15 protein-coding genes are annotated in these 21,149 nt (G+C 73.0%); 10 read left to right on the forward strand and 5 right to left on the reverse strand.

All coding sequences use genetic code 11. The features are described from left to right. Nucleotides 1-106: 106 nt before the first annotated feature. Together WMF46_RS14390 and WMF46_RS14395 are read left to right on the forward strand one after the other, a co-directional pair. Nucleotides 107-3,262 carry an ATP-binding protein gene (locus WMF46_RS14390; protein WP_437986131.1) on the forward strand — a complete coding sequence of 1,052 codons (3,156 nt, stop codon included), beginning with the start codon at nt 107-109 and terminating at the stop codon, nt 3,260-3,262. 85 nt (nt 3,263-3,347) lie between these two features. Next, on the forward strand, nt 3,348-3,728 hold the full coding sequence (locus tag WMF46_RS14395) for a response regulator (RefSeq protein ID WP_437552478.1): 381 nt from the start codon (nt 3,348-3,350) through the stop codon (nt 3,726-3,728). 77 nt (nt 3,729-3,805) lie between these two features. Here the strand turns inward: WMF46_RS14395 and WMF46_RS14400 are convergent, their stop codons facing one another. Continuing rightward, nucleotides 3,806-6,325 (reverse strand): hybrid sensor histidine kinase/response regulator, encoded by a 2,520-nt coding sequence (locus WMF46_RS14400; protein ID WP_437986132.1) that lies wholly within the window; start codon nt 6,323-6,325, stop codon nt 3,806-3,808. Nucleotides 6,326-6,841: 516 nt separating this feature from the next. Between WMF46_RS14400 and WMF46_RS14405 the strand changes: the two genes are divergently transcribed. From WMF46_RS14405 to cheB, 7 genes are read left to right on the forward strand one after another with little or no spacing between them, the layout of a single operon-like run. Beyond that, nucleotides 6,842-7,225 (forward strand): response regulator transcription factor, encoded by a 384-nt coding sequence (locus WMF46_RS14405; protein WP_437299695.1) that lies wholly within the window; start codon nt 6,842-6,844, stop codon nt 7,223-7,225. Between the two features lie 4 nt (nt 7,226-7,229). Continuing rightward, complete coding sequence (locus WMF46_RS14410) at nt 7,230-9,332, forward strand: chemotaxis protein CheA (protein ID WP_437986133.1); 2,103 nt, start codon at nt 7,230-7,232, stop codon at nt 9,330-9,332. Then, nucleotides 9,329-9,766 carry a chemotaxis protein CheW gene (locus WMF46_RS14415; RefSeq protein ID WP_437986134.1) on the forward strand — a complete coding sequence of 146 codons (438 nt, stop codon included), beginning with the start codon at nt 9,329-9,331 and terminating at the stop codon, nt 9,764-9,766. The genes WMF46_RS14410 and WMF46_RS14415 overlap by 4 nt, the downstream gene beginning before the upstream one ends. Next, nucleotides 9,756-12,302, forward strand: coding sequence for a methyl-accepting chemotaxis protein (locus WMF46_RS14420; RefSeq protein ID WP_437986135.1), 2,547 nt, complete (start codon nt 9,756-9,758; stop codon nt 12,300-12,302). The genes WMF46_RS14415 and WMF46_RS14420 overlap by 11 nt, the downstream gene beginning before the upstream one ends. After that, the gene (locus tag WMF46_RS14425; RefSeq protein ID WP_437986136.1) at nt 12,299-14,656 is read left to right on the forward strand and encodes a HEAT repeat domain-containing protein; all 2,358 of its coding nucleotides are present in this window, start codon (nt 12,299-12,301) and stop codon (nt 14,654-14,656) included. The genes WMF46_RS14420 and WMF46_RS14425 overlap by 4 nt, the downstream gene beginning before the upstream one ends. Before the next feature lie 10 nt (nt 14,657-14,666). Continuing rightward, nucleotides 14,667-15,497, forward strand: coding sequence for a CheR family methyltransferase (locus tag WMF46_RS14430; RefSeq protein ID WP_437986137.1), 831 nt, complete (start codon nt 14,667-14,669; stop codon nt 15,495-15,497). After that, nucleotides 15,494-16,528, forward strand: coding sequence for a chemotaxis-specific protein-glutamate methyltransferase CheB (gene cheB / locus WMF46_RS14435; RefSeq protein WP_437986138.1), 1,035 nt, complete (start codon nt 15,494-15,496; stop codon nt 16,526-16,528). Before WMF46_RS14430 ends, cheB begins: the two co-directional genes overlap by 4 nt. A gap of 157 nt (nt 16,529-16,685) precedes the next feature. Here the strand turns inward: cheB and WMF46_RS14440 are convergent, their stop codons facing one another. Next, nucleotides 16,686-17,888: a putative sensor domain DACNV-containing protein gene (locus tag WMF46_RS14440; protein WP_437986139.1), complete on the reverse strand. Its 1,203-nt coding sequence runs from the start codon at nt 17,886-17,888 to the stop codon at nt 16,686-16,688. Between the two features lie 72 nt (nt 17,889-17,960). Then, the gene (locus WMF46_RS14445; protein ID WP_437986140.1) at nt 17,961-18,935 is read right to left on the reverse strand and encodes a Ku protein; all 975 of its coding nucleotides are present in this window, start codon (nt 18,933-18,935) and stop codon (nt 17,961-17,963) included. 270 nt (nt 18,936-19,205) lie between these two features. On the opposite strand from WMF46_RS14445, the gene WMF46_RS14450 reads away from it, so the two are divergent. Further along, nucleotides 19,206-19,805, forward strand: a complete 600-nt coding sequence (locus WMF46_RS14450) for a cysteine hydrolase family protein (RefSeq protein ID WP_437986141.1) — start codon at nt 19,206-19,208, stop codon at nt 19,803-19,805. A gap of 67 nt (nt 19,806-19,872) precedes the next feature. On the opposite strand, the gene WMF46_RS14455 is transcribed toward WMF46_RS14450, so the two are convergent. After that, complete coding sequence (locus WMF46_RS14455; RefSeq protein WP_437552490.1) at nt 19,873-20,418, reverse strand: DUF3341 domain-containing protein; 546 nt, start codon at nt 20,416-20,418, stop codon at nt 19,873-19,875. A gap of 34 nt (nt 20,419-20,452) precedes the next feature. Continuing rightward, nucleotides 20,453-20,893: a BON domain-containing protein gene (locus WMF46_RS14460; RefSeq protein WP_437986142.1), complete on the reverse strand. Its 441-nt coding sequence runs from the start codon at nt 20,891-20,893 to the stop codon at nt 20,453-20,455. Nucleotides 20,894-21,149: the final 256 nt, after the last annotated feature.

The raw sequence follows: 21,149 nt of genomic DNA on the forward strand, positions 1-21,149 counted from the left end.
AAGGGGGGGTTGCCGCTCAGCCCTTGCGTGGTCGGCGATCTCCACTAAGCGCTTCAGGATGAGCTGTTCTCTGCCTCGAGCAGCCGCGAGCGTGATGCGAGAAGGGATGAAACAGCGATCGAGCGAGGAGCGCGCAGAAGGGCGCGACTTCATTGAATGCCTGGAAGACCTCGCGATCGTGCGACCTGTGGACGACTCCGAAGAACATCTCCTCTGGGACACAGAGCTCCTGAAGCAGGAGCTCGCCCGCGCGAGCCCTGGCCGCGAGTCGGGGCTGATGCGGCTCCTCGCGGCGCGGGTCGCGATGAACAGCTCTTTCCAGTTCTTCGGCCTTCTCGACGCCCACGGTACGAGCTGGGAGTCGAACCACACCTCGACCAGCGGCGCCGGCGTGGAGCGGAGGGAGGTGCACGGCGTGCCCTTCTGGGAGTGCCGCTGGTGGCAGGGCTCGCCGGAGATCCAGGAGCGCCTGAAGGACGCTGTGCGGCGCGCGGCCCGCGGCGAGTTCGTCAGGTACGACGTGGAGGTCCTCGGGGGGAACGAAGGTGAGAAGCGCATCACGATCGATTTCAACCTGAACCCCGTGAAGGATCGGCAGGGCAAGGTCGTCTTCATGATCGCCGAGGGGCGGGACGTCACCGAGCAGCGGCGGCTCGAGCGCGAGGTCGCGCAGCACCGGGACGAGCTCGCGACGCTCGACCGCCTCAAGACGGAGTTCGTGGCCAACGTGAGCCACGAGTTCCGCACCCCGCTCACCCTCATCCTCGGGCGCGTCGAGGACGCGCTGTCGAGCCCGGCGGGGTCTCTCGGGGGCGACGGCCTCGCCGCGGCCCACCGGAGCACGCTCCGGCTCCTCCGGCTCGTGAACACGCTGCTCGATTTCTCCCGCATCGAGGCGGGGCGGCTCCAGACGTCGTTCGCGCCCACCGATCTCGCGCGGCTCACGGCGGAGCTCGCGAGCTCCTTCCGCTCGCTGATCGAGGGCGCGGGGCTGTCGCTCGTCGTGGACTGCCCGCCGCTGCCCGAGCCCGTCTACGTCGACGCGGCGCAATGGGAGAAGGTCGTCATGAACCTCCTCTCGAACGCCTTCAAGTTCACGTTCGAGGGGGAGATCGCGGTCTCGCTGCGCGCTCACCCGGACCACGTCGAGCTGACGGTGCGCGACACAGGCACCGGGATCCCCTCGGAGGAGCTCCCGCGCATCTTCGAGCGGTTCCACCGCGTGCACGGCGCGCGCAGCCGGAGCATCGAGGGCACCGGGATCGGGCTCTCCCTCGTCCAGGAGCTCGTCAAGGCGCACGGGGGCTCGCTGCGCGCCTCGAGCGCGGTGGGGCAGGGGAGCGCGTTCACCGTGGCGATCCCGAGGGGCCGCGCGCACCTCTCGCCGGAGCGCGTGGTCGCCGCAGGGGAGCCGGCGCCCTCGGCGGCGAGCGCGAGCCTCCACGTGCTCGAGGCGTCCCAGTGGTCTTCACCCCAGTCACCCGGGCGCGAAGGAGCGGCGCCGGCGGGCCCGGAGCCGCGCGCCGACGCCGCGCCCGCGCAGGTCGCCCCGGGCGGCGGAGAGGGCCGGATCCTCGTCGCCGACGACAACGCGGACATGCGCGAGTACCTCATCCACCTGCTCACGCCGAGGTGGAGCGTGGAGGCAGCCTCGGACGGGCGGGCGGCCCTCGAGGCCGCGCTCGCGCGCCCGCCCGACCTCGTTGTGAGCGACGTGATGATGCCCGAGCTCGACGGCGTCGCGCTCCTCCGGGAGCTCCGCGCGGACCCGAGGACGAGCAGCGTCCCCGTGGTGCTCGTGTCCGCCCGGGCGGGGGAGGACGCCGTCGTCGAGGGCCTCGACACGGGGGCGGACGATTACCTGGTGAAGCCGTTCTCGCCGCGCGAGCTCCTCGCCCGCGTCCGGACGCAGATCGAGATGGCGCGGATGCGGCGGCGCGCGGTCGAGGCCGCGGAGCGGGAGCGCGCGCAGGAGCTGCCCCGCTTCCTGGACGCGGCGAGCGTGGTGCTGGCCGAGTCTCTCGACTATTCCACGACGCTCGCGCGGGTGGCGCAGCTCGCGGTGCCTGTCCTCGCCGACTTCTGCGTCGTCGACGCGCTCGACGAGGAGGACGGCGCCTTCCGGCGGGTCGGCGTGGCGCACTCGGACCCTTCGCTCGCAGCCGTGGCCGAGGAGGCGAAGCGCTTCGCGCCCAAGCTCGACGGCAACCCGGAGCACCCGCCGACCAAGGTGCTCCTCGAGCAGAGGTCGGTGCTCGTCGAGCACTTCACGGACGAGCAGATGCGCGCCATCGCGCAGAACGACGAGCACCTCCGGGTGATACGGGCCATCGGGGCGCACTCGTTCATGTGCGTCCCGCTGGCGCGGCGCGGACGGCTCTTCGGGACGCTGACCTTCATGGTCGTGCGATCCGAGCGCCGGTACAGCCGGGAGGACCTCGCGGCGGCGGAGGAGCTCGGGCGCCGCTGCGCGCTCGCGGTGGACAACGCGCGCCTGTACAGGGACGCGCAGAGCGCGATCGCGCTGCGGGACGAGTTCCTCTCGATCGCCTCCCACGAGCTGAAGACGCCGCTCACCCCGCTCGCGCTGCAGATCCAGACCCTGATGCGCCGCGCGCCCGAGCTGTGCCCCGACAGGGAGCGCCTCCCGTGGCTCATGGACCGGCTCGGGCTCGTTCGCCGGCAGAGCGAGCGGCTCAGGCGGCTCGTCGAGAACCTCCTCGACATCTCCCGCATTTCCGCGGGGCGCCTCGCCCTGGAGCTCGAGCAGGTCCGGCTGTCGGACATCGTCCGGCAGGTGGTGTCTCGCTTCCAGGAGGGCGGCGAGATCGCGGAGGCGGGCTCGCGGGTCACCGTGAGCGCGGCGGACGACGCCGCAGGGAGCTGGGATCGTGTGCGGCTCGAGCAGGTCGTCGAGAACCTCGTCTCGAACGCGCTCAAGTATGGTCAGGGAAACTCGATAGAGATCGCCGTCGCCTCGACGGGCTCGATGGCCACGTTGACGATCGCGGACCACGGCATCGGGATCGCGCAGGAGCACATCGGCCGGATCTTCGGGCGGTTCGAGCGCGCCGTGTCGGCGCGGCACTATGGCGGCCTGGGTATGGGGCTCTACATCACGATGCAGGTGGTCGAAGCGCTGGAGGGTTCGATCGAGGTGAGCTCGGTCCTGGGAGAGGGCTCGACCTTCAAGGTGACCCTGCCGCTCGCCGGCCCTCGGGCCTCGGGCCGGCAGGGTCTGCCGGGATTCGAGGGCGCCTGAGGCGCCCGGCGCGAGGGGGCCCCGCGGGCCGGCCCGAGGTCGTGGCGCCCTGGTCGCTGTCACCCTGCGAAGGGAGCGAGTGCGCATGACGACGAGCCGTCCCAGCAAGCGCATCCTGATCGTCGATGACGACGCCGCGATCCGCCGGACGTTGAGCGAGCTCCTGGAAGAGGAGGGGTATGCGGTCGCCTGCGCCGCGAACGGGCGCGAGGCCCTCGCATGCCTGCGGGACGACCCCTCGTCCATCGCGCTCGTCCTGCTCGACCTGATGATGCCGGTCATGGATGGGTTCCAGTTTCGCGCCGAGCAGAAGCGCGACCCGACGCTCGCCGCCACGCCCACCGTGGTGATGACCGCGCGCGGCGCGACGGAGCGCGCCGGCATCGACGCGGACGCGATCCTCAGCAAGCCGTTCGACGTGCTGAAGCTGATGGACACCATCGAGCGGAGCTGCCGGCGGGGGTGAGCCGGCGGCGCGCCGCGCCGAGCCGATCGTGCGGGCGGCGCGATGGCGCGATGGCACGATCGCGCGCGGCATGCGGCCTAGGAGCCCGCCCTCGATCCGCACATGGTCGTGAGCACCGCGAGCAGCTCCGCCGGCTCGATGGGCTTCGGGACATGGGTGTTGAACCCTGCCCGCAATGCGCGCATGCGATCCTCGGTGCGCGCATAGGCGGTGAGCGCGATCGCCGGGGTGCGCCCCCCGCTCGCCGCCGGGAGCGCGCGGATCTTGCGGATCAGCACGTAGCCGTCCTCGCCGGGCATCGCGACGTCGGACACGAGCACGTCGGGCTGCAGCGCCTTCACCGCGAGCAGCGCCTCGGCGGCGGACGACACGGCCGTCACGCGCGCGCCGCACTGCTCGAGCATCGTGACGAGGAGCTCGCGCGTGTCGTCCTCGTCCTCGACCACGAGCACGTTCAGCTCCGCGAGCTCCGGCGGGCGGTCGCTCCCGGAGGAGGCGGACGGCAGCGGCGCCAGCCGGCGCCCCCGGTCGTGGCTCGGCGGCGCCGCGAGCGGCAGCTGGACGACGAACATGGCGCCCCGACCCTCCCCGTCGCTCAGCGCGTGGGCCGTGCCGCCGTGCATCTCCACGAGGCTCTTCACGATCGTGAGCCCGAGGCCCAGGCCGCCGTGCCTGCGGGTCGTGCCGCTCTCGGCCTGCCGGAACTGCTCGAACACGTAAGGCAAGAACGCCGGCTCGATGCCCTGGCCGGTGTCGGACACGGTGATCTCGGCGGACCCGTCGGCGCGATCGAGCCGGATGCGCACCACGCCGCCCCGCGGCGTGAACTTCACCGCGTTGTTGAGCAGGTTCCAGACGACCTGCTGCAGCCGGCCCGCGTCGCCCGCGACGGCGCCCACGCCGGGCTCGAGGTGCGACTGGAGCCGCACCCCCTTGGCGTCGGCGGCCGGCCGCACGACCTCGAGGGCGGCGTCGATCACCGGCATGAGCTCGATCGGATGGACGTCCAGCCGGAGCTTGCCGGCCATGATGCGCGAGATGTCGAGCAGATCGTCGATGAGCTGCGCCTGCGCCTGGGCGTTGCGCTCCACCGTCTCCAGCGCCTTGTCACGGCGCTCCTCGGGGAGCTTGCCGGTGCGCAGCATCCGGACCCAGCCGAGGACCGCCGTGAGCGGCGTGCGGAGCTCGTGGCTCATCGTCGCCAGGAACTCGTCCTTCAGGTGGCTCGCGGCCTCGGCCTCCCGCCGGGCGGACTGCGCCGCGGCGAGCAGGTCTTGCCGCTCCTCCTCCGCGCGCTTTCGCGCCGTGATGTCGAAGAACGAGGAGACGACGCCGGCCACCGAGCCGTCCGCGCCGCGGAGCGGCTGCGCGTTCACCGAGAGCCACACGACCGAGCCGCCCTGCCGCTCCAGGCCGAGGAGGACGCCCGACTGGGGCGCGCCGGTCCGCAGCGCGATCTGCGAGGGGACCATCTCGAAAGGGAATGTCGAGCCGTCCTCGCGGACGAGCCGACACGACGGGCCCAGCATCGTGGACCCGACGAGCTGGGCCATGGGCAGGCCCAGGATCCGCTCGGCGCTCGCGTTCGCGGTGCGGATGACGCCGCGCTCGTCCTGGAGCGTGATGCCCTCCTCGAGCGCGCTGATGATGACGCGATAGCGCTCCTCGCTGTCCCGGAGCGCCCGCTCCGCCTCGATCGCGTCGGTCTCGTCGCGGGTGATCAGCACCGCGCCCGCGGGCGAGCCGTCGGCGTGCCTGAGCGGCGATGCCGTCCCGGCGAGGGCGCGGATGGAGCCGTCCGGGCGCGTGACGAGCCAGCGCGCGTTCTCGACCTTCTCGCCCCGGAGCGCGCGGTGGAGCGGGTCCTCGTCGGGGCGCAGCGGCCGGCCGTCCAGCGCGAGCAGCCCGCGGGTCCGGAGCGACTCGAGCACGTCGCTCTCGTATACCCCGTGCTGTCGCTGGGCCTCGCCGTTGCAGATGCGGAGCGCCCCGCGCGCGTCCGCTGCCATGATGCCGTCGCCGCTCTGCTCGATGAGCGCCCGCAGCAGATCGCGCTCCACCGCCGCGATCCGCTCGGCCCGCTCGGCCCGCTCGCGGAGACGCTTCGTGCGAAGGAGCGCACCGACGCGCGCCGACAGCGCGGCCGCCGGGCAGGGCTTGACCACGTAGTCGTCGGCGCCCGCGGTGAGCCCCTCGACGAGGTCCTCCTCCTGCCCGGCCACGGTCAGGATGAGGATCGGGAGCCCGACCGTGGCGGCGCGCGACCGCAAGAGACTACAGATCTCGGTGCCGGACAGGCCCGGCATCACCTGGTCGAGCACGAGGACGTCCGGCAGATCGCTCCCCGCCACGCGCTCGAGCATCGCGGCGGCGTCCGTGAAGACCTGGGCCTCGTACCCTGGCGCGAGGGCGCGCGCGGCCATCTCGGCCTCCAGCAACGAATCGTCGAGGATCCACACCACCCCACGCTGCGCGTGCTCGCTCGGCGGAGGCTCCATGCCCCCCTCCCGGACGCCTCGCCCCGCGGCCGGCGCCGGGCGCCGGGGCGGGCCGTTCGCGTCGCGCGCGGCGTCGGCGAGCACGAAGTCCATCGTCATTGGCCGATTCATGGTTCTCCAGGAGCAGCAGGGGCCGTGAGGCATATCGCCACAGGGCGGCGCCTCTCGGGGCGGGACGGGGTGGGGGCGCGGAGAAGCGTTGGTTCCGCAAGCATCTTTACCGCCCAGTCTCATCTGAGGGAGAGCCCGCGACGATGCAAGCCTAATACGATGAAAGGCGCCCTGTTGCCCTCTTCTGCCTGTGTGCGTCGGTTGCTTCCGGTCGCGTCTGGCGCGTCAGGTCGCGTCAGGTTGCTTCTGGTCATTGCGCCACGGCCACGCATCGCCCAGCGCTCGCCGGGTTCCATCGACGTCTGTCATGGCGATGGCGTTCGCGTGCGCCGACGTTCGCTGGCACACTGGCGTTCCTCGACGCGCGGGCGGCGCCTGGCCGCCCGAGCGTGGCATCCGAAGCTCGGGACGTGTCCGACAGGAGTTCCCTGATTCTGGCACGGACGCACAAGCGCGATTGACACCCAGCATTCGGAAAGGCTATTCCCTCGACCGAGCACCGCTGTGGCAGAGATCCTCGTCGTCGATGACAGCCGGGTGATGCGCGAGATGGTGGTGGCCTGCCTCCGGGCAGAGCAGCACGGGTTCGCGCACGCGGCCAGCGGGCTCGAGGCGATTGAGACGCTCTCGCTCAGGCCGTTCGATCTCGTGGTGCTCGACCTGAACATGCCCGATATCGGGGGACTCGAGGTGATCGAGTTCATCCGGGGTCAAGACAGGCTGCGGAGCCTGCCGATCCTGGTGGTGACGACCCGGGGTGATGAGGAGTCTCGCGCCCGCGCGCTCGCCGCGGGGGCGTCGGAGTTCATGACGAAGCCCTTCACTCCCGACGCCATCCTGGCCAGCGTGCGCGCGCTCCTGCAGGACAGCGTCGCCAGCGCCGGATGACCGGATGGGCGGCGCGCTCGATGTAAACGAGTTCGTGGCCGGCTACCTCGTCGAGGTGGAAGAGCACCTCTCCGCGTCGACGGCCAACCTCCTCGCCGCCGAGGCGGCCCTCCGCGGCGGCGAGTCGAGCCCCAAGGCGATCCGGGAGCTCTTCCGCGCTCTTCACACCATCAAGGGCCTCTCCGCCATGGTCGGCGTGGAGCCGATTGTGGATCTCGCCCACGCGATGGAGACCGTGCTCCGGGCGGCGGACCGGGCGGCCGGGAGCCTCTCCGCCGCGTCGATCGAGGTGCTGCTCCGCGGGCTCCGGTCCATCGAGGAGCGGGCGCGGGCCCTCGCCGAGGGCAAGCCGGTGCTGCCGGCGGCGCCCGAGCTCCTCGCCGCGCTCAACGCGCTCGATCTCGCCGCCGCGCCGTCGCCGCCCGTGCCGATCATCGGCGCCGATCCCGAGATCCTCGCGAAGCTCGGGCCCGGCGAGCGGGTGCAGCTCGCGCAGGGCGTGGCCGGCGGGCGGCGCGCGCTGCGGGTCGACTTCGTCCCCTCGCCGGCGCGCACCGCCGAGGGGGTGAACATCACGACCGTCCGCGAGCGCGTCGGCAAGCTCGCCGAGATCGTCAAGGTCATCCCGCTCTCGGTGCCGGCCAGCGATGGCGCGCCGGGCGGCATCGCCTTCGCGCTCCTCGTCCTCACGAGCGCGACCGACGAGGAGATCGCGCGCGCGGCGGCGGCGGATGGCGTCCGCGCGCTCACCGTGGAGCCCCCCGTCCCGCCGGCCGTCGCGGCGCTGGCGGAGCGCGAGCCGGACGAGCCAGCGGACCGGGAGCCCCAGCTCCGAGGCGTCGTCCGCGTCGAGGTGGCGCGCCTCGACGACGCGCTCGACAAGCTGTCGGCGCTGGTCGTGACGCGGTTCCGGCTCGCTCGGGCGGCCGCCGAGCTGCGCGCCCGCGGGGTCGACACCCGCGATCTGTCGGAGATCCTGCGTGAGCACGACCGGACGCTGCGCGACCTCCGCGGCGCCATCATGCGCGCGCGCATGATCTCCGTGGCGGAGCTCCTCGAGCGCGTGCCGCTCGTCGTCCGCGGCCTTGGCCGCGCGACCGGCAAGCAGGTCCGGCTCGAGATCGACGCCGGCAAGGCCGAGCTCGACAAGGCGGTCGCGGAGCGCGTCTTCCCTGCGATCGTGCACCTGCTCCGCAACGCCGTCGATCACGCGATCGAGCCGCCCGCCGAGCGGCGGCGCCTCGGCAAGCCCGAGGAGGGCGTCGTCCGGGTCTCCTGCTTCGAGCGCTCCAGCAATCAGCTCGAGCTCAGCGTCGCCGACGACGGCCGCGGCATCGATCGCGCGCTGGTCGCGAGGCGGGCCGGCCGCCCCGCGCCCGAGAGCGACGCGGCGCTGCTCGACCTCATCACGCTCCCCGGGCTGTCGACGCTCGACAAGGCGACGAAGACCAGCGGCCGCGGGCTCGGGATGGACATCGTGCGCCGCATCGCCGTGGAGCAGCTCAGCGGGGAGCTCTCGGTGAGCACGTCGCCCCGCGCCGGCACCACCTTCACCCTCCGGATCCCGCTCACGTTGACCATCGTGGACGCCTTCTCCTTCCTGTGCGGTGACCAGCTGTTCGTGACGCCCGTCGCGGGCGTCGAGGAGGTCGTGGAGATCGACGCCGCGCGCATCATTCGCGGCCCAGCGCCGGGCGAAGCGCGGGGCGGGGCGATGTCGCCAGCCCTGGGCGAAGCGCGGGGCGGGACCAGGCTGCCGGCGCCCGGCGAAGCGCGGGGCGGGACCATGTTGATCGAGCGCCGCGGCGAGGTCGTGCCCCTCGTCGATCTCGGCGCCCTCTTCGAGCTCGGGGCCTCGCCGGCGCGCAGGGCGCTCGTCGTCCGTCGCCACGGCGCGCCCTTCGCGTTCGGCGTGACCCGCGTGATCGGCCAGCAGGAGGTGGTCGTGCGGCCGCTCGAGGACCCGCTCGTCCGGGTGCCGGGCGTGTCGGGCTCGACGGATCTCGGCGACGGGCGCCCCACGCTCGTCCTCGACCTCGTGACCCTCAGCGGCAGGGTCTCCGCTGGCCGCGGCGGCCGCGGCGCGCTCGCCCGGGTGGCCTCGTGAGCGATCTGCACGTGGTCCTGAAGGTGGCGGACACCGAGTACGTCATCTCGGCGGCGGACGTGCTCCACATGGAGTCGTTCGCCGGGGCGACCCGGGTGCCGGGGGCGCGATCGTACGTCGGCGGCCTGGTGCAGATCCGGGGCCGCGTGGTCCCGGTCGTGGATCTGCGCGTCCGCTTCGGGCTCCCGAGCGCGGAGCCGACGCTGGACTCGCGCGTCATCGTCGTTCATTGCGGCGGCCGCACCGTGGGCCTCCTGGTGGACAGCGCGCGCGAGGTCGTCAACATCGCCGAGGGCGAGCTGAGGCCGCCCCCCGAGGTCATGGCGGAGGAGAGCGCCGGGTTCGTCAGGGCCGTCGCGAAGCTCGGGGAGCGCCTCGTCATGCTCGTCGACGTCGGCAGGATCATCGGTGAGGAGCAGGATCATGGCATCTGATGCAATCGCGGACATCGACGGCGCGCTCGCGCGGGCGGAGCAGACCGAGCGCGCGCTCCGTCAGGCGGTCGCGACCGTCGCCGGCGTCGAGCAGGCGGCCGCGCGGCTCGCCGCCCTCGGCGCCGAGCAGGCCGCGGCCGGCAGGGAGCAGGGGGCCATGGCGGGGGCGCTCGCGGGCGAGCTCGAGGAGGCCGGGTCGGCCGCCCAGGCGCTCGCCCGCTCCGGGCAGCGGGTGGGCGACGCCGTCATCGAGGTCGTGAGGGGGACCGAGGGCATGGCGAGCGGCATCGGCGCGCTCGCCCCCGCGCTCGCGAACGTGAAGGGCGACGCCGAGACGCTCGCCGCGTCGGCGGAGACGACCGCGGCGGCGCTCGAGGAGATCGCCCGCTCGGTGAAGGCGGTGAGCGCCAGCGCCGAGGAGCTCGCGTCCTCCAGCGAGGAGCTCCTCGGGTCGGTCTCCGTGACGAGCGGATCCGCCGACGAGGCGGCGGCCCGCGGCGAGAGCAACGCCGCGGCCATCGAGGAGATCGGGGCCACCATCGAGGAGATGTCGAAGGGCGTCGCGCGCCTCTCGAGCGACGCCAAGGGGGTCGGGGCGCAGATCTCGACCATGGCGGGGACCGTCGTCGGCGTGAGCGGCTCCCTCGATCGCGTCGCGAAGGACGCGATCGAGATGGCGAGCGCGGTCGAGGAGACCGCGGCGACCGCCGAGCAGATGGCGCGGTCGATCCGCGGGGTGGCCGAGAGCGCGAAGGCGCTCGACTCGAGCACGTCGACGACCGCGAGCACGATCACGGAGATCGCGAGCTCGGTCGAGGAGGTCGCGGCCACCGCCGAGAAGAACGCCGCGACCGTCGAGGCGAACGCCGTCGCCGCCGAGGAGCTCGCGCGGACCGCGCAGCAGGTCGCGCAGAGCGCCGAGCAGATCAGCGGGCTCGCGGCCGGCAACGCCGCCACGTCGTCGCAGGTCGAGGCCTCGACGCGGCGGATCGTCGCCATCGTCGAGACCGCGCGCGCGACCGCCGAGCAGGGGGTCGCGACCGCGCGCCAGGGCGCCGCGACGGTCGGCAGGTCCATCGCCGGGCTCGGGAGCATCCGGCAGGCGATGGCCGACTCCGCGTCGGTCATGAAGGAGATGGGCAAGCGGGCGGAGGAGATCGGCGACATCGTCCAGACGATCAACCTGATCGCCGACCGCACGAACCTCCTCTCGCTCAACGCCAGCATCGAGGCCGCGCGCGCGGGGGAGCACGGCCGCGGCTTCGCCGTCGTCGCCGAGGAGATCCGCAACCTCGCCGATCGGGCCGCCGTCTCGAGCGCCGAGATCGCCAAGATCGTCCGCGCGCTCCAGGCGAGCGCCCGGGAGGCGGTGGCCGCCTCGAGCGAGGGCGTGAAGGTCGCGGACGAGGGGACCCGGCTCGCGAGCGACGCCGATCGGGCGCTCACGTCCATCCTGCAGGGGGTCGAGGAGCTCGGCCGCTCGATCCGCGACATCGACCGGGCGAACGCCGATCAGGTGCAGGCGGTGGCCTCCCTGACCCAGACGGCGTCGCGCATGAGCGACGAGGGCAGGGCGGTCGCGCGCTCCGCGGCCGAGCAGACCAAGGCGATCCAGTCGCTCGCGCAGGGCAGCGCGGAGATGCGGCGCATGGCCCGGCAGACGAAGGACGCGACCGCCGAGCAGGCGCGCGCGCTGCGGGACGCCGTGAAGGCCAACGCGCAGCTCACGTCCAGCGCCGAGCGGGTGTCGCGGGCGATGGACGAGCAGGCGACGGGGGCGTCGCAGCTCGCCAAGGTCGCCGCGCAGATGCGCGCGCTGACCCAGCAGACCAGCGTCGCGATGGTCGAGCAGACCCGCGCCCTGGCCGGGATCACCGCGCTCACGCAGGAGGTCTCGGGCGCGTCGCAGCGCATGGTCGCCGGCCTCGCGGAGCAGGCGGGCGGCGCGAACGAGATCGCGCGCGCCATGGACGACATCCGGCGGCTGTCGGCCCAGTCGGCGCGGAGCACCGGCGAGCAGGCGCGGGCGGCGAAGCAGCTGGAGGCGTCCGCCCGCCAGGTCGCGCGGCTCGCGGCGGCGGTGACCGCTGCCATGGCGGACCAGGGCAAGGCGACGGCGTCCCTCGCGAAGGAGGGGGAGTCCGTGCGCCGGATCGCCAGGCAAACGGCGCGGGCCGTGGCCGATCAGGCGGAGGCGATCGCGGCCCTCGCGTCGGGCGCGAACCGGCACACGTCGTCGCTCCAGGCCGCCGAGAAGGGGGTGGGTGAGCTCTCGACCCGGAGCGAGCAGCACGCCGCCTCGCTCTCGCGGCTGCGCGACCCGGTCCGGGAGCTGCTCGCCTCCACGGCCAGGCACGCGAGGGACACCGGCGCGATCGCGAGCGACGCAGGCCAGGTGCTCGATCAGCTCGGCAGGATCCGGCTGGCGAGCGCGGAGCACGCGGACGCGGTCGCGGGCGTCGTCGCGACGGTCGCCCACGCCGTCGCCCACATCAAGGCGAACGGGACGCCGCACCCCGCGCCGGAGACGGCATGATCGCTCGTCGACACGCGCCCGCGGTCTCGGACGCGGAGCGGCAGCGCGTCGAGCAGGTCGAGCGGCTCGCCGCCTCGGGGCCTCCGGGGGCGCCTGAGCTCATCGAGATGCTCGCGGATCCGAGCTGGACCGTGCGGCGGGCCGTCGTCGCGTCGCTCGCGGCGCTCGGCGACGCGGCCGTCCACCCCCTCTGCGCGTGCCTCTCCTCCCGGCGCGACAGCGAGGCGCGCATCGCCGCCACGGTCGACGCGCTCGTCGCGTCGCTGGGCGACGTCGACGTCGCCGTGCTCGCGCTGACCCTGGATCCTCGCCCCGCGCTCGTCGCCGACGCGGCGCAGATCCTCGGCCGCCGCGGCAGCGCGAAGGCCGTCCCCCGGCTCGCGGAGCTCACGTCGCACCCCGACGACAACGTCGCGGTCGCCGCGATCGAGGCGCTCGGCCGGGTCGGCGGCAGGTCCGCTGTCGACTCGCTCGTGGATGCCGTCTCGAGCGGAAATTTCTTCCGTGTCTTCCCCGCGATCGACGTGCTGGGCCGGAGCGGCGACCCGCGCGCGATCGGCCCGCTGGCGGTCCTCCTCGAGGATCCGCGCTACGTGCTCGAGGCGGCGCGGGCGCTCGGCCGCACCGGCAGCCGCGGCGCCGCGGCGCCGCTGGTGCGCCTCCTCGGGCGGCCGAGCGACGGCGTCGTGCGTGTCGCCGCGGCGGCGCTCGCCGAGCTGCGCGAGCGGTACCGCGAGCGCTACGCGACGGTCGCGCCGATCGACGAGGCGCTCCGGAGCGAGGCGCCGGCGCCCGGCGTGGCGCGGCGGCTCTCCCAGAGCCTCGCGGGCGCGGATCCGGCCGAGCAGGCCGCCCTCTGCAGCGTGCTCGGCGCGATCGGGGGCGAGGAGGCCCTGCTCGAGCTGACGCGCCTGCTCGACGCCGATCCTCCCGTCGCGAGCGCCGCCGCGGAGGCGCTCGGCCAGCTCTCGCGGAGCGCGGACCCCCGGGTGCTCGCGGCGCTGCGCGACGGCGACAGCGCGCGCAGGCTCCTGCTCCTGCCGCTCGTCCGGGGCGTCGCGGCCGCGGGCGACGTGGAGCGCTGCCTCGCCGATCCGGACGCGGAGGTCCGCGCCGCGGCGTGCGACGCGCTCGCGCGCATCGCGGAGCCCGGCTCGGCGCGCGCGCTGTTCCAGGTCCTCGACGACCCGAGCCCCCGCGTGGTCCACGCCGCGACGACCGCGATCCAGGGCCTCGGCGGCCCGGACGTCGAGGCGCTCGCGCTCGCCGCGGCCCGCGACGGGGCCCCGGCCGCGCGGCGGACGGCCCTCCGGATCCTCGGGCACCTCGCGCCTCCGTCGGCGCTGCCGGTCTTCCTCGACAGCCTCGGCGACCCCGACGTGCGGGCGCGCGAGCAGGCGATCCATGGCCTCGCGTCCCTCGCGGCGCCGGCGGCGCTCGACGCGCTCGTCGCGGTCGCGGCCGATCCCGCGGCGCGGATCCGGGCCGTGGCGATGCGGGCGCTCGGGCAGTCGCGCCGGGATCCCCGCGTGATCGACGCGCTCCTCGCGGGGCTGGGCGACGGCGACGCGTGGGTCCGGTACTACGCCTGCCAGTCGCTGGGGAAGCTCGGGTGGGAGGCGGCGGCAGGGGTCATCGCCGAGCGGCTCCGGGACGAGAGCGGCCAGGTGCGCGTGGCGGCGATCGAGGCGCTGTCGGGGATCAAGGGCGATCTCGCGCTCGCGGCGCTGGAGCAGGCGGCCCGGGACGGCGACACGGACATGCGGCGGTCGGCGCTGATCGGGCTCGGCATCGCGGGGCGGGAGGCGTCGCTGCCGACGTTGCTCGACGCGCTCTCGTCCCCGGACGTGGCGACCCGGCTGGTCGCGGTCTCGGCCATCTCCGGCTTCTCGTCGCCCGAGGTCCTGCCCGCGCTCGTGCGGGCGGCGAGCGACTCCGACGAGAGCGTGCAGGCGGCCGCGACCAGCTTCATCGCCGGGCGGCCCGGCGTCGAGGCGACGAGGACCCTGGTCGCGCTGCTCGTCACGTCGCGGGCGCAGGGGCCGCTCCTCGCCGCGCTCTCGACGCCCGTGCCGGGCCGGATCGAGGGCATCCTCGACGCGCTGGGGACGGCGGACGACGAGCTCTCGCCGCTCCTGACCGCGGCGCTCGCGCGGATGCGGCTCCCCGGGGCGCACGCCGCGCTCCTCGAGGCGCTCCGGCTGCCGCGCGCGCCGGCGCGGAAGGCGGCCGCCACGACGCTCGCCGCGGTGGCCACCCGCGAGGGCTTCGCGGCGGTCGAGCGCGCCGCGCGGACTGATCCAGATCCCGAGGTGCGGCGCGTGTCCGCGTCCGTCCTCGCGCAGTGGGCCTGATCCCGTGGGCATGACGAGCCGCCTCCCCATCTCTCCGCAGGTCTTCGCGATCTTCAGCGCGCTCGTCGCCGAGAAGATCGGCTTCCACTACGACGCGGGCGATCGCGAGCTGCTCGGCGACAAGCTGTCGGCGCGCGCCCTCGACGCCGGCTTCGACTCGCTGCTCGATTACTACTACTTCCTCCGCTACGACCCGGGGGGCGCGGCCGAGATGGACGCGCTGATCGACGGGCTGGTCGTGGGCGAGACGTACTTCTTCCGCGAGCTCGCGCAGCTCGAGCTCGCGGTCTCGGAGTTCGTCGCGCCGCGCGTGGCGGCGGGCGGCCGGCCGCGGATCTGGTCGGCGGCCTGCTCGAGCGGCGAGGAGCCGCTCACGCTCGCGATGCTCCTGGCCGAGCGGGGCCTGCTCGACAAGGTCGAGCTCATCGCGAGCGACATCAGCGCGCGGGCGCTCTCGCGGGCCCAGGGCGGCGTGCACGGGCCGCGCTCGCTCCGGAGCAACGCCCCGCCGCCTCCGTTCGCCGAGCGGTGGCTGCAGGTGACGCCCGAGCGCGTCGTCGTGAGCGCCGAGCTGCGGCGGGCGATCGACTGGCGGCGGATCAACCTGCTCGACGCGTCCCAGGTCGCGTCGCTCGGGCAGCTCGACGTCGTGGTCTGCCGCAACGTGCTCATCTACTTCCACGACAACACGGCGCGGTGGGTGGTCAAGAACCTCTCGGGGACGCTCTCCGCGGGCGGGATCCTCCTGGTCGGGGTCTCCGAGTCGCTCTTCAGGCTCGGCACCGCGCTCGCCTGCGAGGAGCGGGGCGGCGTGTTCCTGTACCGGAACGTGGAGCCATGAGGCGCCCCGCGGTCCGCGTGCTCGTGGTCGACGACTCGGCCTTCGTGCGCAAGGTGCTGCGGCAGGTCCTCGGCGCGAGCTCCTCGATCGAGGTCGTCGACACGGCCATGGACGGCCTCGACGCGCTGGAGAAGATCGCGCGCTACAAGCCGGATGTCGTCACGCTGGATCTCGTGATGCCGAACCTCGACGGCCTCGGCGTGCTCGCGTCGTTGCCGCGCCAGGGCGCGCCGCGGGTGATCGTCGTCAGCAGCGCCGACGCGGACAGCGATGTCGGGGTCAGGGCGCTCCAGGAGGGCGCGACGGATCTCATCGAGAAGCCGACGGCGCTCGCGACCGATCGCCTCTTCGGCCTCGCGGACGAGCTGGTCCGCAAGGTGCTCGCCGCCGCCGAGGCGAAGGTCCACCGCGTGGAGCCGCCGCTCGCCCCGCCGCCCGCGCCCGGCGCGATCCCGGCGCTCTCGCGCACGCGGCTCGTCGTGATCGGCGCCTCGACCGGCGGCCCGCTGGCGCTGACGCGCCTCCTCGCGGCGATGCCCGCCGGGTTCCCGGTCCCCATCGTCGTCGCGCTGCACATCCCTCCTGGTTACACGGAATCGCTGGCGCGCCGCCTCGACGACGGGAGCGCGCTCTCGATCGTCGAGGCGTCGGACGGCCTCCCGCTCCGGCCCGGGCTCGTGGTCCTCGCGCGCGGGGGGACGCACATCGAGGTCCGGCGCAACCTGACGCGCGCCAGCGTCTGCTTCCCGGCGACGGCCGGCGCGTCCCTCTATTGCCCGTCGGTGGATCTGCTCTTCGCGAGCGCCGCGGCCGAGTTCGGGCCGGGCGTGCTCGGGGTCGTGCTGACGGGCATGGGGGACGACGGCCTGGAGGGCTCCCGGGCGATCCGCGCGGCGGGCGGGAGGATCCTTGCGGAGGCCGAGTCGTCCTGCGTCGTTTACGGCATGCCCCGCCGCGTGCTGGAGGCCGGGCTGGCCGCGACCGCGGCGCCGCTCGAGCAGATGCCTGCGGCCATCCTGCGGCATCTTTGATATCGCACGTCGTTACAGCGGTCAGCTGAGGCATCCCTCAAATTCTCCGGAAAATTCACAGGGAGACGGGGAGACGGGGAGGAAATCTTCGAAATACTCCCTGTCTCCCCGCCTCCCTGTTCAATTTCTCCTCAGAAAAGGGCTGCAAAATAATTCCTTAGAGGGGCCAGTAGACGACCTTCCCCTCGATCTCCTGGAACGTCGCCGCGTTGCCGTCCTGGGAGACGATGAAGGCGATCCGCTCCGGGTACCCCGCGACGAACGCCGCGGCCGCGCGGTGGCGGGTGCCGCGCGCGTCGAGGCTCAGGCTCGCGTCCATCCGCTGGTCGGGGGTGGCGGCGAAGACCTCGGAGATGATCGCCCGCGGAGGCGGCAGCTTCGCGCCGAACGCGAGCACGTCGAGGGCGTGGCTCATCACGACCGCGCCGTCGACGGTCGTCAGCCGCACGATGAGCTCGAGCAGCCGGCTGACGCGCTCGGATCTCTGCAGCGCGTGCTGCGAGTCGCGCGGCGCTGGCCTCCCCACGGACGGCGGGCATGGCCCGTCCGGCAGGTAGGCCTCGTGCGCGCCGGCGAGGTCGAGGATGGCAGAGCCGAGGCACAGGGCAGGGGCCAGCCGCTTCACCTCGGTGTCGAGCTGATTGCCCTCTTCCCCGAAGAGCTGCGGCAGGCCCTCGCCCGGCCCCAGGACGACGAGGAGCCCGCCGCGACCGAGCTCGACCATCCCCTCGACGATGCGCAGCAGGTAGCCGCGCACGTTGCGGGCGAGCGCGCTCGCCTGGTCCCGCGCGACGGTCCGCTCGATGGAGTCGAGCAGCGGCCGGTTCTTGGGCATCCACGTCCGCACGGCGCCGCGCTCGTAACGGACGACCTCCCATTCGCCGCGGTACACGGCCACGACGCCGGGCTTCGGGGCGACGACGCGCACGAGCTGATCGAGCGCGAACGACGGCCGGCCGTGCGGCACCGCGATGCCGGCGACGGCGAGCGACCCATCGAGCGGCACCACGGCCAGGAAGGCGCGCGGCCACGCGCTCGCCGGACCCAGGTTGGCCAGGTGCTCCGCGTCGAACGCCACCGGGGACCCGAACCGCACGAGATCCCACGCGGGCTCTCCGGACTCGAACTCGGCGAGGTGCTCGGCGAACACGACGCCGATCGGGTTGAGCCGCCCCTCCTCCGTCGCCATGGACGCGAAGAACAGCGTCTCGATGAGCTGCGTCAGGATCGCGGCGAAGGAGGGCGGCGCCTCGTCGGCGGCGACGCGGGCGCCGGGAGCCAGCTTCTGCGCCGCGAGCGGGGGCTGCCCCTGCAGCTCGAGAAAAGCCGCCGTGACGTCCGCCGGATACTTGGGGCGCATGATCTCGCTCTACCCTCCTCTGCGCCCCCGGTCAGACCGGCGGGCACCGTGCAGGCCGCTTCTCCGTGCGGGCTACGCGGCCCGACGCGAGCTGCCGCCCTTCCGCTTCGGGGCCTCCGCCTTTCGCACCCTGGACTTGCCGCCTTCTTCCGGCGCTCTTCTGCCGTTCTTCTCACCGTCTTTCGCACCGTTTTTCGCGCCGTCTTTCGCTTCGTCGTTCGCGGCCTTCTCGCCCTTCTGTCCGAGGCTCTTCTTGAGCAGCGCGATGAGGTCCACCGTGCCGGTGGCGCGGCGGTGGCGCTCTTCCTCGACAGGCTCCGCGGGCGCCGTCGTGCGGCCGGATTTCACCTTCTTCTCGATGAGCTTCATCACGTCGTCGCGGTACTCGTCCTTGTATTTCTCCGGCTCCCACGCGGTGGCCATCTCGGCCACCAGCCGCTCCGCCATCTCCAGCTCCCGCTTGCCGAGCCCCTTTCCCTGGGCGTCCATCTCGGGCAGGTCGAGCTCCTCGTCGGAGCGGAGCTCGTGCGCGAACCGGAGCAGGTTCAGCATGAGCCCTCTGCCGTGCGGCCTCACCGCGGCGATGTGCTCGCGCGTCCGGATCACGACCTTCGCGATACCGACCTTGCCCGTCTTCCGCAGCGCCTCGCGCAGGAGGACATACGCCGTCACCGGCGATCGCTTCTTGCCGTTCTGGGACGCGGGAGCGAGGAAGTACGGTTTGTCGTAGTAGATCGGGTCGATCTCCGAGGCGTCGACGAAATCGAGGATGTCCACGGTCTGCGTCGCCTCCACGTTCGCGCGGCGCAGGTCCTCGTCGGACAGGACGACATACTCGCCCTTCTCGTAGGGATAGCCGCGGACGATATCGTCCCAGCTCACCGGCTCGCCCGTCTCCCGGTTCACGCGCTCGTAGCGGATCGGCCCCATGGTGCGCCTGTCGAGCTGCGTGAAGTGGAGCTCGTCGGGCTCCTCGGCGGGGTAGAGGGCCACCGGGATCTGCACGAGCCCGAAGCTGATACTCCCTTTCCAGATGCTGCGAGGCATGTGCGCTCCTTCGACCCGGAAGGCGAACCGAGGGGCCCGCGCCAGGTCCGTCATGGCGAGCAATGCAAGCCGGCGGCCGACGACGCGTCCTCGCTGATCCTGCGCCGCGCGCCCGTCCTGGCCGCCTGGGGGCATCGCTGATCCCGCGCCTCCTGCCGCGCGTTGCCACGGCCGAGGTCGCGTTTCGCCACGGCGGACCGGGCGCGGCGGTGATCGGCGGTGATCGCTGCCCCACGCGCCCTCGCCCGCAGTATATAACCGGCGCACGACATGCCTCGGCGTTCCCACGATCTTCACGGCGCCGCGCCGGACGAGAGCCGGACAGCGCTGCTCCTCATCGACGTGATCAACGATCTGGACTTCCAGGGAGGTGATCGGCTGCTCGCCCACGCGCTCCCGATGGCGCACCGCATCCGGGCGCTGAAGCAGCGGTGTCGCGACGCCGGCATCCCGGCGGTCTACGTGAACGACAACTTCGGCCGCTGGCAATCCAACTTCCACCGTCAGATCGAGCACTGCCTGGAAGAGGGCGTGCGCGGCCGCGAGATCGCGGCGCTGCTGCGGCCTGGAGAGGACGATTATTTCGTGCTCAAGCCCAAGCACTCCGGCTTCTACGGCACCACGCTGGAGATCCTGCTCGAGTCGCTCGGCGCGCAGACGCTCCTCCTCACCGGCATGGCGGGGAACATCTGCGTCCTGTTCACGGCGAACGACGCCTACATGCGCGATTACCGGCTGCTCGTCCCGTCGGACTGCCTGGCCTCCGAGACGGAAGAGGACAACGGCCACGCGCTCCGGCAGATGCAGCGCTTCCTCAAGGCCGACATCACGCCGTCGGACGAGCTCGACCTCGAGCGGCTGCCCGCCTGACACCGGCCGATGCGCGGCGTCAGGCGGGCAGCTGCCCGAGATCAGGTTGGATGACAGAGCGTCACGCTCAGGCGACGGCTCTCTGCTTCGACGAGATCCCCTCTTCGGTGAGGACCGCGACGTCGGTCGCGCCGCCGCGCTCGAGGATCTGCTTGGCGAGCGCGCGCTCGTTGCTGTCCTCGACGTGGACGGAGATGAGGATGTTGCCGCCCTTGATCTTGCCCTCGTACTGCTTGGCCTCGACCTCGGGGATGCCGAGCCCGATCAGGGCGCCGGTCACGCCGCCGAGCGCGGCGCCTGCGGCGGCGCCGCTCAGCGCGGCCATGATGGGGCCGGCCGCGATGAACGGCCCGAGCCCCGGGATGGCGAGGGCGCCGATGCCGGCGAGCAGCCCGAGGGTCCCGCCGACCGCGCCGCCCGCGCTGGCGCCCGCCGTCGCGCCCTCGGGCGCCTTCGTGTGCTTCTCGTGCGCGAAGTCCCGCGTCCCGTGCTTGTCGGGGAAGAGCGCCGAGATGTCGCCGGTCATGAAGCCGGCGCGCTGGAGATCGCCGACGATGATGTCTGCCTGAGCGAGCGTGCTCACGAGGCCAAGGACCGCTTTCTTCGTTGCCATGGTGTCGTCTTCCTTTCGGACCGTTCGTGTCGGTTCAGTCAACGTCGACTTCGAGCTGGTTATCGACCCTCTGCACACCCGGGATCCCGAGGGCGATGGCGGCGATGTCGGCCTTCTCCTTGTCGCTCTTCACCGGGCCGCGCAGCGTCACCACCTGCCCCGTCGTGATGATCTTGACGTTCTTCGCGCTCATCGAGAGCGCGTCGTTCGCGATCACCGCCTGCCGGATCTTCTGGGTGATCGTGCGATCGGCCTCGTTCTCGCCCTGGTCCCCGGGGGTCAGCGCGGCGGGATCGCGATCGCGATCGTTCTTGCCTGTGTTGTCGGCGGCCGTCGTGGGGTTGTTCGCCCGCTGGGCGATCTCGCCTGGAACTGCGGGATTGCCGTCCGAGCGAGTCGTGCCTTCCGCTCGATCGCAGCCGGCCGCAGCGGCGATCGAGAGAGGCAGCAGCAGGACGAATTTTGCTGTGTTCATGCCCGGCACCCCTCGCAAGGCCCGGGCCATCCCCGGCGGAGAGCGCCTGTCGGTGCGTGTTCGTGGCCAGGGTGGAGCATGATCCACGTCACGCCGATGGATGAGATGGCTCTCTCCACGCCGTGTCGTGGGTGACTTTTCAATCGCGTCGGTGCGCGGCGCCGCGCGGCTGGCAAGCTCATGGCTGAAGAGAGGCCGGACTGCCCCAAGTGGGGCGAACTGCCCCGTGCCGGCGATGTCAGAAGGGCAGAACTAA

Source organism: Sorangium sp. So ce117 (assembly GCF_051524395.1).
GTDB classification, from domain to species: Bacteria; Myxococcota_A; Polyangia; order Polyangiales; family Polyangiaceae; genus Sorangium; species Sorangium cellulosum_B.